Origin of the sequence: Pseudomonas sp. IT-P44 (assembly GCF_949768225.1) — a bacterium.
Taxonomy (GTDB): domain Bacteria; phylum Pseudomonadota; class Gammaproteobacteria; order Pseudomonadales; family Pseudomonadaceae; genus Aquipseudomonas; species Aquipseudomonas migulae.
Genome location: NZ_CATKQM010000005.1, coordinates 44122 through 56937, shown reverse-complemented (window position 1 = coordinate 56937; position 12816 = coordinate 44122). Strand labels below are relative to the sequence as shown.

The 12816-nt window shown below is 60.1% G+C and carries 13 protein-coding genes; 9 read left to right on the top strand and 4 right to left on the bottom strand.

Annotated features, from left to right (window positions below):
- The first annotated feature begins 311 nt into the window (after nucleotides 1–311).
- Nucleotides 312–1034 carry a pirin family protein gene (locus tag ACM6IO_RS01940; protein WP_008032862.1) on the top strand — a complete coding sequence of 241 codons (723 nt, stop codon included), beginning with the start codon at nucleotides 312–314 and terminating at the stop codon, nucleotides 1032–1034.
- Between the two features lie 117 nt (nucleotides 1035–1151).
- Here the strand turns inward: ACM6IO_RS01940 and ACM6IO_RS01935 are convergent, their stop codons facing one another.
- On the bottom strand, nucleotides 1152–2027 hold the full coding sequence (locus ACM6IO_RS01935) for a LysR family transcriptional regulator (protein WP_008041161.1): 876 nt from the start codon (nucleotides 2025–2027) through the stop codon (nucleotides 1152–1154).
- 112 nt (nucleotides 2028–2139) lie between these two features.
- Here ACM6IO_RS01935 and ACM6IO_RS01930 point away from each other — a divergent pair, with 112 nt between their 5' ends.
- From ACM6IO_RS01930 to ACM6IO_RS01920, 3 genes are all read left to right on the top strand, one after another.
- The gene (locus ACM6IO_RS01930) at nucleotides 2140–3351 is read left to right on the top strand and encodes a YbfB/YjiJ family MFS transporter (protein ID WP_192226547.1); all 1212 of its coding nucleotides are present in this window, start codon (nucleotides 2140–2142) and stop codon (nucleotides 3349–3351) included.
- 57 nt (nucleotides 3352–3408) lie between these two features.
- Nucleotides 3409–4407: an NAD(P)H-quinone oxidoreductase gene (locus ACM6IO_RS01925; RefSeq protein ID WP_008041163.1), complete on the top strand. Its 999-nt coding sequence runs from the start codon at nucleotides 3409–3411 to the stop codon at nucleotides 4405–4407.
- A 203-nt stretch (nucleotides 4408–4610) separates the two neighbouring features.
- Nucleotides 4611–5567, top strand: coding sequence for an alpha/beta hydrolase (locus ACM6IO_RS01920; protein ID WP_414910798.1), 957 nt, complete (start codon nucleotides 4611–4613; stop codon nucleotides 5565–5567).
- Between the two features lie 3 nt (nucleotides 5568–5570).
- Here the strand turns inward: ACM6IO_RS01920 and ACM6IO_RS01915 are convergent, their stop codons facing one another.
- The 3 genes from ACM6IO_RS01915 to ACM6IO_RS01905 all read right to left on the bottom strand — a co-directional run bounded on the left by ACM6IO_RS01915 (nucleotide 5571) and on the right by ACM6IO_RS01905 (nucleotide 9342).
- A complete protein-coding gene (locus ACM6IO_RS01915; protein ID WP_008041165.1) occupies nucleotides 5571–7385 on the bottom strand; it encodes an ABC transporter ATP-binding protein in 1815 nt (604 codons plus the stop codon).
- Nucleotides 7386–7552: 167 nt separating this feature from the next.
- Complete coding sequence (locus ACM6IO_RS01910; RefSeq protein ID WP_192226539.1) at nucleotides 7553–8143, bottom strand: DUF6338 family protein; 591 nt, start codon at nucleotides 8141–8143, stop codon at nucleotides 7553–7555.
- Nucleotides 8144–8313: 170 nt separating this feature from the next.
- Entirely contained in the window at nucleotides 8314–9342 is a 1029-nt protein-coding gene (locus tag ACM6IO_RS01905) for an AraC family transcriptional regulator (protein ID WP_192226537.1), read from the bottom strand.
- A gap of 166 nt (nucleotides 9343–9508) precedes the next feature.
- Between ACM6IO_RS01905 and ACM6IO_RS01900 the strand changes: the two genes are divergently transcribed.
- From ACM6IO_RS01900 to ACM6IO_RS01880, 5 genes are all read left to right on the top strand, one after another.
- The gene (locus ACM6IO_RS01900; RefSeq protein WP_414910797.1) at nucleotides 9509–10360 is read left to right on the top strand and encodes a 3-hydroxybutyryl-CoA dehydrogenase; all 852 of its coding nucleotides are present in this window, start codon (nucleotides 9509–9511) and stop codon (nucleotides 10358–10360) included.
- Nucleotides 10347–10949, top strand: a complete 603-nt coding sequence (locus tag ACM6IO_RS01895) for a TetR/AcrR family transcriptional regulator (RefSeq protein ID WP_008032848.1) — start codon at nucleotides 10347–10349, stop codon at nucleotides 10947–10949. Before ACM6IO_RS01900 ends, ACM6IO_RS01895 begins: the two co-directional genes overlap by 14 nt.
- Before the next feature lie 38 nt (nucleotides 10950–10987).
- On the top strand, nucleotides 10988–11659 hold the full coding sequence (locus ACM6IO_RS01890) for a hypothetical protein (RefSeq protein ID WP_414910796.1): 672 nt from the start codon (nucleotides 10988–10990) through the stop codon (nucleotides 11657–11659).
- Nucleotides 11660–11847: 188 nt separating this feature from the next.
- Nucleotides 11848–12261 (top strand): VOC family protein, encoded by a 414-nt coding sequence (locus ACM6IO_RS01885; RefSeq protein ID WP_192226533.1) that lies wholly within the window; start codon nucleotides 11848–11850, stop codon nucleotides 12259–12261.
- 119 nt (nucleotides 12262–12380) lie between these two features.
- On the top strand, nucleotides 12381–12809 hold the full coding sequence (locus ACM6IO_RS01880; RefSeq protein WP_207286373.1) for a hypothetical protein: 429 nt from the start codon (nucleotides 12381–12383) through the stop codon (nucleotides 12807–12809).
- The last annotated feature ends 7 nt before the right edge of the window (nucleotides 12810–12816 follow it).

Below are 12816 nucleotides of genomic sequence, written 5' to 3'. Positions count from 1 at the left end.
GAAATCAAAAAAAGAATACTGGCCGTACATCGCCCCCTGTAGGAGCCGGCTTGCTGGCGATAGCGGTGGGTCAGCCAATAAGGTTGGCGACTGACACACCGCCATCGCCAGCAAGCCGGCTCCTACAAGGTTACGTGCATGGCATGAAGACTGTGCTGTGCATTATGGCCAAGTGCGGGGGGATCAGCCTGCTTATTATTGTCAACCTACAGAGGACAGTATTTCAATTTCCATCTACTTATTGCACCAAAGGATAAACATTAACCTTCTCCTCACTCGGACGAATCAACGTCCCCACAGGAGATTTCATCATGCTGACCCTTCGCAAAGCTTCCGATCGCGGCTTGGCCAATCATGGTTGGTTGAAGTCGTTCCATACCTTTTCCTTCGCCAACTACCGCAACCCGAAAGAGCAGGGTTTTTCCGACCTGCTGGTGATCAACGATGACCGCGTCGCGGCCGGCAAAGGCTTTGGCCAGCACCCACACCGTGACATGGAGATTTTCTCCTACGTGCTTGAAGGCGCCCTGGAACACAAGGACACCCTGGGCACCGGTTCGGTGATCCGCCCCGGTGACGTGCAACTGATGAGTGCCGGCAGCGGCGTGGCACACAGCGAGTACAACCACTCGGCGACCCGTGGCGTGCACTTCCTGCAAATCTGGATCGTGCCGGACGTCAGCGGCGCCAAACCGCGCTATCAGCAAGAGCATTTCAACACACAGAAGAAACGCGGGCGTCTGCAACTGATCATCTCCCCCGAGGGGAAAAACGGTTCGTTGAAGGTGCGCCAGGATGCGCGGGTGTATGCCGGCCTGATCGATGGCAAGGAAAGCGCCACGCTGGAACTGGCCGCCAATCGTTATGCCTACGTGCATGTGGCGCGCGGCAGCGTCGAACTCAACGGCCTGCAATTGCAGGAAGGCGATGGCGTGCGGGTTCGCGATGAACAGTTGCTGACCCTGAGCAACGGCGTGGATGCCGAAGTGCTGGTGTTTGACCTGCGTCCTCAGGAATTGCCTGAAATGCCATAACGTTGAAACACGACCCTTGTGGGAGCGGGCTTGCTCGCGAACGCGGATTGCCAGTCAGCATCAATGTTGAATGACAGGCCGCATTCGCGAGCAAGCCCGCTCCCACAGGGGCGTGCGTTACTCACCCGTCCCCGCAAACCCCGCCACAATCTCATCGATCACCACCCGCACCCTCGCGGTATGCCGCAAGTCCGCGTGCGTCACCAGCCATATGTCATACGGCACCGGTCGTGTGCGTTCCGGCCACAGCCTGACCAGCCCGTCGCGCTCCCCCATGTACACCGGAATTTCCCCCAGCCCTATCCCCGCGGCAATCGCCCGGCGCACCAGCAGACTGGAGCTCAGGCTCGAAACGATGCGCCCGCGCCCCAACGGTTCCGAGACCAGCGTGATGTCTTTGTTGTTCTGCAAATACGGCTGATACACCACCAGATCATGCCCCTCGAACGCCGAACCCGGTGCCGGCACACCGTGGGTGTCCACATACTCCCGGGAGGCAAACAGGCCCACCGGCCAACGCGCGATGCGTCGGGCGATCAGGTCCGGGTTGTCTGGCCGGGTGTTGCGCACCGCGATGTCGGCTTCGCGTTTCGACAGGCTCAAAATCTGCGTCGAGGCATCCAGTTGCACGCGCACGTCGGGGTGCTGTGCATGCAGGCGGGCAATCGCCGGGATCAGGAAGTCGATGGCCATGGAGTCCGTGGTGCTGACCCGAACGATACCGGTCAGCCGGTCGTCGAGCCCTTGAATCTGGCGCTGCATCTCCAGCGCGGAGTGCTCCATTTTCTCCACGGCTTTCAACGCTGCTTCACCGACGGCTGTCAGCGCGTATCCCTCCGAAGTGCGCAGAAACAGCGTCGCACTCAAGGACTTCTCCAGTGCCGTGATCCGCCTCCCGACGGTGGCCTGATCGACCCCCAGCACCCTCGCCGCGCCACGTAACGTCGATTCCCGGCATACGGCCAAAAACACCCTGGCGTCATCCCAATTCATAGGTTTCTCCACCGCTGCATATACGCATCACCATAACGCAAAATCGCTGCGTTATTGCATCAATGAATCTGGATAAGCTGGGCACCATAGATAAACCTGGAGGACGGCTCCCATGCCCAGCACATCAACCACCCCGCGCAGCGCCATCTGGCTGCCGATTTTCGCCGGCCTCTGCGCCAGCCTTGTCAGTATCGGCCTGGCGCGGTTCGCCTACACGCCGTTGATTCCCTCATTGATCCAGGCGCACTGGTTTTCTGCCAGCGACGTGGTGTACCTAGGCGCCGCCAATCTGGTGGGTTACCTGATTGGCGCGCTGATCGGCCATCCGCTGGCCCGTCGGACCTCCAACAAAAGCGCCCTGCGCCTGATGATGCTGGCGGTGACGCTGTCGTTTTTTGCGTGTGGCTTTCCGTTGTCGGTGAGCTGGTTCTTCGGCTGGCGCTTGCTGTCGGGCGTCGCTGGCGGCGCGATCATGGTGTTGGTGGCCGCAACCGTGCTGCCACATGTGCCGGCGTCCCGCCGAGGGCTGGCCAGTGGTGCGATTTTCCTGGGCATCGGTTTGGGTATCGCCGGCTCCGGGACGATTGTGCCGCCGCTGTTGAGCCTGGGTTTGCAGAACACCTGGTTCGGTCTCGGCGCGCTGGCATTGGCGCTGACCGTCGCCAGTTGGTTCGGTTGGCCGTCAGCCACGCACGCGGCCACCGCAGCACCGTCCGCCGAACCCTCGACGATGCCGACTGACCCGAACGTTTACCTGCTGTTCGCCCAATACGCGTTCATGGCTGCCGGGCTCGTGCCCGCCATGGTGTTCCTGGTGGATTACGTTGCCCGCGGGCTCGGGGCTGGCGCGCACATTGGCGCTCTTATCTGGGTGATGTACGGCCTCGGCGCGATTATCGGGCCGGTGAGTTACGGTTTTCTGGCTGACAAACTGGGCGCACGGCTGAGCATTCGCCTGGTGCTGGTGGTGCAGGCAGTTGCAGTCGGTTTACTGTCGATTTCAAGTACTTTCACTGCGCTGGCCTTGCTGGCGGTGATCCTCGGCTCGTTCCCTCCTGGCATCGTGCCACTGGCGCTGGCCCGGGTTCACGAACTGATCCCGAACCATCATCAGCAGCAGATTGCCTGGAGTCGCGCCACCGTGTCGTTCGCCACGTTCCAGGCGATTGCCGGGTTTGCGTATTCGGCGTTGTTCAACGCCAGCGGCGGGCATCACGCGCTGTTGTTCATCCTCGCAGCGGGCGCCATTGTCATAGCCCTGCTGCTGGAACAGGGCATGCGCTTGCTGAATCGTCGCGGCCGGCTGCAACCTGTATTGAGCTGAGTCACCGACGGCTTGATGTGGTCCCACTTACTGAACATTTCCAGACAGGACACTCACATGAATCTGCCCCACACCATGACCCTGATCGAAATCACCGAACCCGGCGGCCCGGAGGTATTGAAGCCACGCCAGGCGTCAGTACCAACCCCGGGGCCGGGCGAAGTGCTGATTCGCGTGCACGCTGCCGGGGTCAATCGCCCCGACGTGATTCAACGTGCCGGCAAGTACCCGATGAAACCCGGCATGAGCCCGATTCCGGGGCTGGAAGTGGCCGGTGAAGTGGTGGCGGTCGGTAAAGGTGTCAGCGAATTTATCGTCGGCGACAACGTCTGCGCGCTGACCAACGGCGGCGGTTACGCACAATACTGCGTCGCGCCGGCCGGCCAGACGTTGCCGATTCCTCAAGGCATGGATTGGGTGCACGCGGCGGCGGTCCCGGAAACCTTCTTCACCGTGTGGGCCAACCTGTTTGACATGGGCGGCGCTGCCAAAGGTCAGCGCGCATTGATCCATGGCGGCACCAGTGGCATCGGCACGACCGCGTTGATGCTGTGTCGCGAATTCGGCGTCAAGGCCTTCGCCACGGCGGGCAGTGAGGAAAAGTGCGCGGCGATCCGTACGTTGGGCGCCGAAGCGATCAACTATCGCGATCAGGATTTCGCCCAGGTCATCCAGGAAAAAACCGCTGGCAAAGGCGTCAATGTCATCCTCGACATCATGGGCGGCTCGTACCTGAATTCGAACATCGCGGCGCTGGGCATGGAAGGTCGACTGGTGATGCTGGGCTTTCTCGGCGGCGCCCACGCCAAGGACGTCGACCTGTTGGCGATCATGAGCAAACGCGCCATCGTGACGGGCTCGTTGCTGCGCCCACGCACCGTGGAAGAAAAAGCCTCGATTGCCGAGCAGTTGCGCGAATACGTGTGGCCGGTGCTCGCTGCCGGGCGTTGCCTGCCGATGATCGACAAGGTCTATCCGTTGGCCGAGGCGGCACAGGCGCATGCGCGGATGGAAGGAGGCGAGCACATTGGCAAGATTGTGTTGCGGGTGGATTGATCTGCAATTGTGGCGCCCCCTGTAGGAGCAAGCTTGCTCGCGATAGCGGTGTATCAGTCGACAGCATTGCTTAATGTGCCACCGTCATCGCGAGCAAGCTTGCTCCTACAAGGGGGTTTGGTGAACGGCTGTCGAAAATGTTCCCCCCGCCGACACGCTTCTGTTAAAAACCGGACTTCAGTTTTTTACCGACGGACCATCCGATGCCCTCCTCCCCGCTCACACGTCTGCGCCGACGCTGGCTGCCCTTGCTGTGCATGGCCGCGCTGATTGTCGGCCTGCCGGTGAGTTGCGGCGTGCTTGAGCACACCGAGCGCGAGCTGCTGTTTCGTATCGAACCGGGTACGGCGGGCTGGTATCGCGGTTTGCCGAAGGACGTTCAAGAATTCGACATCCAGCCCGCCAGTTTCAAGAATGGGCAAAACCTGCATGCCTGGTGGTGGCCGGCGGCTCGTCGTGATGCGCCTTCGATCCTCTATTTGCACGGTGTGCGCTGGAACCTCACCGGCCAGGCGTTTCGCATCGAACAATTGCGCGCCATGGGCTATTCCGTCCTGGCGATCGACTACCGCGGGTTTGGTCAGAGCAAAGGCGATCTGCCGTCGGAAGCCAGTGTGTATGAAGACGCGCGAGCCGCCTGGGAACGCTTCAAAACGATGCAACCGGACGCCAGCAAGCGCCTGATCTACGGCCATTCCCTCGGCGGTGCGGTAGCCATCGACCTCGCGTCAGACCTGGCCGCACAGGCGAAAAAGAACCATGTCGCGGTCCCGGTGCGCGGTCTGGTGATCGAGTCCACGTTCACGTCACTGGGCGATGCCGTGGCCCAAGTGGCCGAAAGTAACCTGCCGGTGAAATGGCTGCCAGTGCGCTGGCTGCTGTCGCAGAAATTCGATTCCATCGACAAGATCGTCGACATCGACATGCCGCTGCTGGTCGTGCATGGCCTGGCCGATACATTCATGCCGTCGCGCTTCAGCCAGCAGTTGTTCAACGCCGCCAGCGAGCCCAAACGCCTGTTGTTGGTGCCGGGCGGCACGCACAACAACAGCATGAGTTTGGGCGGCACCCAGTATCGCCAGGCACTTGAGGGCTTGATGAAAGCAAAACCGCCGCAGATGGCCGGGCCGGCACTGGCTCGCGGTTCTCAGGACTCCTGACGTTTAGCGATAACCTCGCGCCTGCAAGTTGAACAATTGCGCGTAACGCCCTCCGGCGGCCACCAGACTGGCGTGATCGCCGCGCTCAAGGATCGCCCCCTGATCCAGCACGATGATGTGGTCGGCATTACGCACGCTGGAAAAACGGTGGGAAATCAACAGCGTCATGCGGCCTTCGGTGTGCTCGCTGAAATGCTCGAACACCGCCGCTTCCGCCGCCGGGTCGAGGGCTGAGGTCGGCTCATCCAGAATCAGGATATCGGCGTCACGGCGCATGTAGGCACGGGACAAGGCAATCTTCTGCCATTGCCCGCCAGACAGTTCCTGGCCGCCGGCAAACCAGCGGCCCAATTGCGTCGCATAGCCGCGATCCAGACGCTCAATGAAAGGCGCGGCCATGCCCTCGGCGGCAGCGGCTTGCCAGCGCTGCTCATCGTTGAACGCCAGGGTGTCACCGACACCGATGTTCTCGCCCACGGAGAACTGGTAGCGAATATAGTCCTGGAAAATCACGCCGATACGCCGGCGCAGCGCATCTTCGTCCCATGCCTGCAAGTCACTGCCATCCAGCAGGATGCGCCCCTGGTCGGGACGGTACAGGCGGGTCAGCAGCTTGATCAGCGTGGTCTTGCCCGAACCGTTCTCCCCTACCAACGCCACGCTGTGCCCCGGCACGAGGTGCAGATCAATGCCCTCCAGCGCCGCGCGGCTCGCGCCCGGATAGCTGAACCCGACGTTTTCGAACCGCAGACCATCGCCGGGAAGCGCGCCTACGGTCAGGCTGCCGGAGTCGGCCACAACGGGCTCAGCCAGGTATTCATAGAGGCTGGACAGATACAGTCCGTCTTCGTAAAGACCACTGATGGCGCTCAAGCTGCTGCTCACTGCGGTCTGCCCCTGCTTGAACAGCACCAGGTACATGGTCATCTGGCCAAGGGTGATGCTGCCGTGGACGGTGTCGACCACCACCCACGCGTAGGCCAGATAAAACGCCCCCGTGCCCAGCAACCCCAGGACAAAACCCCAGCCATCGCGACGCAGGGTCAGCCGACGGTCTTCAGCGTAAAGACGCGCGAACGTATCGCGATAACGCTTCAACAGCAGTGGCGCGAAGCCGAACAGCTTGACCTCTTTGATGTAGCCCTCGTGGGAGAGCAGCGTCTCGATGTAGTTCTGCTGCCGGCTCTCCGGCGCACGACGGGTAAACAGCCTGAAGGCGTCCCCGGAAAAATGTGCTTCGGCAAAAAATACCGGCAACGCACCCACCACCAACAACACCAGCGCCCACGGCGAAAAATGCACCAGCAACACACCAAAACTGATCAGCACAATCAGGTTCTGGATCAACCCCAACGACTTCATCACCAGCGCCAACGGCCGGGTCGACGCCTCGCGCCGGACCCGCACCAGCTTGTCGTAGAACTCGGAATTCTCGAACTGGACCAGCGACAACGTCTGGGCTTTCTCCAGAATCATTGTGTTGACCTTCTGCCCCAACTGCACTCGCAACAGCGATTGCTGAACCGACAGCGCCCGCTGGGTCCCGGACAGCAACGCGAGCACACCGGCCTCAAACAGCACGTAACGCACCACCGGCCACAACGGCGCACTGCCCTGCTGCGCGTGCAGTTGCATGGCGAAAACCACCGCGTCGACAATGCGTTGGCCCAGCCAGGCAGCCAATGCCGGGAGTACGCCTGCGATCAGGGTCGCCAGCACCAGGCCCAGAAACAACCCGCGAGAAGTAGCCCAGACAAGGAGCAAGGCGCGTCTGGCCTGATCGAGCAATGAGGTGACGCGGGAAAGGGCCGCTGGCATGTTTATCGGTTGCGCTTGCGCGGTTTCGTCATTTCTTTTCGTAAAGGTGAAGGCCCGATGGGGAACACCAGCCCGGGGGGAAGAGGACCACCATTTTCCCACTCTTCCATCATCCGCCTCAGCTCAGGCGGCATTTCAGTCGGCGCTTTGCATGACATTTGATCACCCTATTGTTTTGCGAATTCGACACAACTCACTTTTGATACATCAATAACTAGGGCCTTTGCCCTACCAGGTAACAGATTGCCGTCGCTATCGATCCAGCGAGGGAACTCCAGAACGAATTGTCCGTTAGCAGGCTCCGATGGCCATTCGCTTGGCCAGCCAAACAGACGTTTCCCTCCGATCAAATGCAATATCACGAAACCCGGTCTCGATGAAAAAGCACTGTACCACTCGCAAGGGAACGATTTTTTAGCCGTTATTTTCAGTTTCCTGAGTAACGCATGAAGCCTGTCGCCATGAGCGATATGACAGGAAAGAACCCCCATCACCAGCGCAATCACTGCCGACCATAACGCCTCCGATTTCCTGTCCCACACGCCGATCGAAAAAAACCGTTCTCCCGCCAGTAGCAACAGTCCTTCCAAACCGACCACCAGCGACTGAATCACAAACGTAAAAATCAGTGCCTGGACAATCTGTCCAAAAGTGTCCGGGCGCTTGAACGCCGTGAGCGAGTAAAAAATCCACGCCGCTAAAAACCCCGGAAGCAGATACTGCAGTAGCGGGATCACGTCCTTGATCAAGCTGTCCATTGCCCTTTCCAATCCTTTGAAAATTCGTCCCGGAGCAAATAAATACAGCACCTCTACAGCCTGTGTCATCCACTGCTGAAGCGCTGTCGTCACAAGAGATTTCGGGACTACAGGCGGGACTACAAGCGAAAAATCCTCCTACATTCAACAAGGAAAAACTGGACAAAAACTCAATCCAGATCCGACGTCACGTGCTCCAAAAACCGCGCTCGATAACGCCCCGGACTCTCCCCCGTCCACTTCTTGAACGCCCGGTGAAACGCACTCGGCTCCTGAAACCCCAACTGTTCGGCAATGTCACCGATGCTGGCCTTGCTCTGCCGCAATTGCTCAAACGCAACCCCGCGCCGCACCTCGTCCTTGATTTCCTGATACGAACACCCTTCCCGCTCCAGCTTGCGGCGAAAGGTGCTGGGGCTCAGATGTTGTTCCAGAGCAAAGGCCTGCAAGGTTGGCCATTGGCTGTAGTGGCTGTTGCGCAAACGCTGGTGGACTTGCGACGCGAGCCCATGCTGGTTGCGGAAGCGAATCACCAGCCATTGCGGCGCGGTACGAAGAAACACTTTCAGGGAAGCCAGGTCCTGGACCACCGGCAAGCGCAGGTAGTGGCTGGCGAATTCGATTTCGGTGCGCTCGGCGCCGAAGGTCAGGTTCGGCCCCCAGAGCAAACGGTCATCGCTGAGGGACACGCGCTTATGGCGGAAGTCCGCGCGGTCGATGGGGATGCGCCGACCACCCAGCCAGCACATCAGGCTGATCATCAGCACCAGAAAAGTCTCTTCGCCAAAACGCGCAACATCATCGTTTTTCGCGCAGCTATCCAGGCTGATGACTGCACGTTTGCCGCGCACCGTCAGCGTGCCGCGAAAATCGCGAAGGAACAGGGCAAAGTTGTTCAGGCACTGGCGCATCGCTTTGTGCAGGTCGGGTTCCTGAATCAGGGCCCGGCAAATCAGGGCGAAGCTGCCCGGCGGCATGCCGTGGGAGTCGAGCCGGAAGAACTCGTCATCGAGCTCGCGGATCTGGATCAACCAGAGTGCAGCAAACGCACTGGCCGGCACCCGCGACACGGGCTGTTCGATCAACACCGGGTCGATACCTGCCTGTTCCAGCGCAGCCCGCCGCCGCTGAGGATTGTCCCCCAGCCCATGGATCATCGCCTGCACAAAGTAGGCGGCCACCGAATCCTTTTCCCGCATCTGAACGCTTCGCTCCCCATCACCCGAATGGCAAAAAACACCAGCACCGTTGAACAGTTCCGGCATAGGACAACCGCCCCGCCGGTTCTAGACTCGCGGCCAATAGTACGCCTTCGGCCGCTGTGGCGGCCAAGGTATCGCGGGGTTTGACCGGAAGGACGTGTACATGAATCTGCAAAACATTGGCGTGATCGGCGCAGGCACCATGGGCAACGGCATTGCACAAGTCTGCGCCCAGGCAGGGTTCAACGTGACCTTGATCGATATCTCCGAGAGCGCCCTGCAAAAAGCTGTTGCGACCGTCGGCAAAAACCTCGACCGGCAAGTTACCAAGGACACGCTGACAGAAGCTCAAAAGCTCGCCGCCCTCGACAAGATCCGCACCAGCACCGACTACAGCAACTTGCACAACGTGCAACTGGTGATCGAAGCCGCCACCGAAAACCTCGACCTGAAACTGCGCGTGCTGCAACAAATCGCCGCGCAGGTCAGCGCCGAATGTGTGATCGCCTCCAATACGTCGTCGCTGTCGATTACCCAACTTGCCGCCAGCGTCAGCCAGCCTGAGCGCTTCATCGGCCTGCACTTCTTCAATCCGGTGCCGGTGATGGGCCTGATCGAAGTGATTCGCGGCCTGCAAACCAGCGACGCAACCCACGCCCTGGCGCTGGACATGGCAACCACCCTGGGCAAAACCGCGATCACCGCCGGTAACCGGCCGGGCTTTGTGGTCAACCGGATTCTGGTGCCGATGATCAACGAAGCGATCCTGGTGTTTCAGGAAGGCCTGGCCAGCGCCGAAGACATCGACGCCGGGATGCGCCTGGGCTGCAACCAGCCCATCGGCCCGCTGGCACTGGCCGACCTGATCGGTCTGGACACCGTGCTGGCGATTCTTGAAGCCTTCTACGACGGTTTCAACGACAGCAAATACCGCCCCGCGCCACTGCTCAAGGAAATGGTTGCCGCCGGTTATCTGGGACGCAAGACGGGGCGTGGCTTCCATGCCTATGCCTGAGCGTTGCTCACGTTTCGCCGAGTACCGCGACAAGGTGCTGGAGCTGTTTGCCAGCAAGGGTTTCGGTCAGGTCGGCATGCGTGAGCTCGCGACGTGCCTGGGGCTTTCCCCAGGTTCGTTGTATCACCATTACCCCAGCAAACAGCACTTGCTGCTCGACCTGATCGAGGAGTTCTACGAAGAGCTGTTGGCAACCCTGGGGCGCATCGAGCAAAAGTCTCCGGCCAAGCGCGACAGGCTCAACAGCCTGATCCGCGCGCATTTGAATCTGCATCAGGAAATGCCCTGGCATTTTCGTCTGGTGGAACGCGACAGCGGCTGCCTGAATGACGAACAGCAGGCGCGCGTTCGGCAGTTGCGCGAACAGTACGAACGCACATTGCTGCTGATGCTCGGGACCAAACCCCGCCTCAGTGAACAGGCGCAACAGGCCGCCGGACATGCCATCGCCAATCTGCTGAACAGCGCGCCCTGCTGGCTGGCGCATCATCTGCTGGATGAGCCTGAGCGTAATGAACTGCTGGAAAACCTCGTGGCAGGGGCCATTGAGCGTTTGCTGCGGCCCTCGGTGCCACGCGCAGCGGCCTGAGAAACCGGACTGGTTTCAGTGGATCGAACGAGCCACCGATGCAAAGCGTAAACCCACGCCGCATAATGGCGCGCCCTCAAACACAAAAAGGACTTCGTGTGTTATCCCGCCCCCGCACCCTCTGGTCATGGCTCTATTACCCCCTGAGCTGTATCGCCGTCTTCGTACTGACGCTGCACATCGCCGCCTTTGACTGGTTGCTGATAACGCCCATCGATGTCGGCGGCACTTTTATGGGGGGAGGCATGGCAACCCAGCTTTATCTGATGGGCTGGGGCGCTGCCAGCGTCGGCCTGTTGCTTGCCGTTGTGTGTCGTTTGCCCGGATCAATCTACGGCTGGATCAGCGCCGGACTTTTGCCCGTGGGCATTGGCGCCTGGTGGCAACTCAACTATCCGGCCAACGCCGACCAAATGATTTTGAGTACCAGCCGACAGGAGATCGGCGTGGCCATGCTGATCGGTGCAGTGTTGCTGTGCAGCGGCCTGTATGCCCGATCGAGGATCAAAAGCAGCGCCTCAAAAACATCGCCGTCACGCTCTGCAATGTCGGGGCGAATGGCCGTGGCGACCACGCTGCTCATCTTGTTTGTCGGCGTGCCCATGGCCATTTTCAAGCAACAGTCGTTACCGAACTGCGCCTTCAACGAGGCAGGCCAACAGTTGACGGTCTGCCTGGGCGAAGACGATGTTCCGGTGGTCGTGGATTGAGCGATAACCCGCATCGTTTCAATAGAAAAAACATCTAAACGATTTTTGCCAATCACCACCTCTAAGGCTTTGCTAATGCCGTTGTAGGAGCGTGCGGTCTGGATAAACGCGGCGTTCTGGAGACCATCGCGAGCCAGCTCGCTCCTACAGGAAAACCCACCTCCGTCTGTTGGCAACGGGAGCAAACAATGAAAATCAATCCCTACCTCATCTTCAACGGCGACTGTAAAGCCGCGTTCACTTTCTATGCCCAGGCCCTTCAAGGCCAGCTCGACGTCATGATGACCTTCGGTGAAAGCCCGGCGCGCGAGCACTTTGCGGCGGACCTGCACAACCTGATCATTCATACCCGCCTGTCGGTGGGTGATCAGGCGATCATGGGGTCGGACACCACACCTGATCGCCCCACGGATGACATGGCCGGTTGTTCGGTCTCGCTGAACGTCGACAGCATTGCCGAGGCGGAGCGAGTCTTCAACGCATTGGCAGAAGACGGCAACGTGCAAATGCCCCTGGAAGCGACCTTCTGGGCCGCACGTTTCGGGATGCTGGTCGACCGGTTTGGTGTGTCGTGGATGGTCAATTGCGAAAAGGATCAGTGACTCTACAGGCAAGCAAACGCCCAACCTGAAAAGGCTGGGCGTTCTGGACACTCCCGGACCGTCTGCTACCGTCAACAGGCCACCCCGCCTCGCAGCAGAACCTTCGGAGGAAACCCACCATGCCTGCCCATGACGCGCCCTGGTCCACCCGTTTGAAAATATCGCTGCTGGCGACAGCGCTCGCCGGAACCTTGCTGGCGTTGAGTGGTTGCGCCACGGTCGATGCCCAGACCACTGCTTATGTGGGTGTCGAGCATCCCGCGCCAACGCTGGCCAGTGAAGTCGTGGTGTTGCGTACCGAACCCCTTCGCCCGCACATTCGATTGGGTGAAGTGCTGATCGATGCCAGCGTTGATCCTGCCCCCCCGATCACCCAGGTAGAAGGAAAACTTCGGGACGAGTCAGCCAAGCTCGGTGGCGATGCCGTGGTGGTGGTCTACGACCATATCCAACCGATGGGCGCTTATGTCAACGGGCCGCTGTGGGCTCGTGATGTAAGAACCATTGAGGGACGCAAACTCAAAGGGATCGTGATCAAGTACCGGTAGCGGCCGC

Coding starts and splice junctions, on each gene's coding strand:
- ACM6IO_RS01930 (WP_192226547.1), top strand. CDS start 2,140: ATGCCCAGCACATCAACCACCCCGCGCAGCGCCATCTGGCTGCCGATT.
- ACM6IO_RS01925 (WP_008041163.1), top strand. CDS start 3,409: ATGAATCTGCCCCACACCATGACCCTGATCGAAATCACCGAACCCGGC.
- ACM6IO_RS01940 (WP_008032862.1), top strand. CDS start 312: ATGCTGACCCTTCGCAAAGCTTCCGATCGCGGCTTGGCCAATCATGGT.
- ACM6IO_RS01910 (WP_192226539.1), bottom strand. CDS start 8,143: ATGGACAGCTTGATCAAGGACGTGATCCCGCTACTGCAGTATCTGCTT.
- ACM6IO_RS01895 (WP_008032848.1), top strand. CDS start 10,347: ATGCCTATGCCTGAGCGTTGCTCACGTTTCGCCGAGTACCGCGACAAG.
- ACM6IO_RS01880 (WP_207286373.1), top strand. CDS start 12,381: ATGCCTGCCCATGACGCGCCCTGGTCCACCCGTTTGAAAATATCGCTG.
- ACM6IO_RS01920 (WP_414910798.1), top strand. CDS start 4,611: ATGCCCTCCTCCCCGCTCACACGTCTGCGCCGACGCTGGCTGCCCTTG.
- ACM6IO_RS01915 (WP_008041165.1), bottom strand. CDS start 7,385: ATGCCAGCGGCCCTTTCCCGCGTCACCTCATTGCTCGATCAGGCCAGA.
- ACM6IO_RS01900 (WP_414910797.1), top strand. CDS start 9,509: ATGAATCTGCAAAACATTGGCGTGATCGGCGCAGGCACCATGGGCAAC.
- ACM6IO_RS01885 (WP_192226533.1), top strand. CDS start 11,848: ATGAAAATCAATCCCTACCTCATCTTCAACGGCGACTGTAAAGCCGCG.
- ACM6IO_RS01905 (WP_192226537.1), bottom strand. CDS start 9,342: ATGCGGGAAAAGGATTCGGTGGCCGCCTACTTTGTGCAGGCGATGATC.
- ACM6IO_RS01935 (WP_008041161.1), bottom strand. CDS start 2,027: ATGAATTGGGATGACGCCAGGGTGTTTTTGGCCGTATGCCGGGAATCG.
- ACM6IO_RS01890 (WP_414910796.1), top strand. CDS start 10,988: ATGCAAAGCGTAAACCCACGCCGCATAATGGCGCGCCCTCAAACACAA.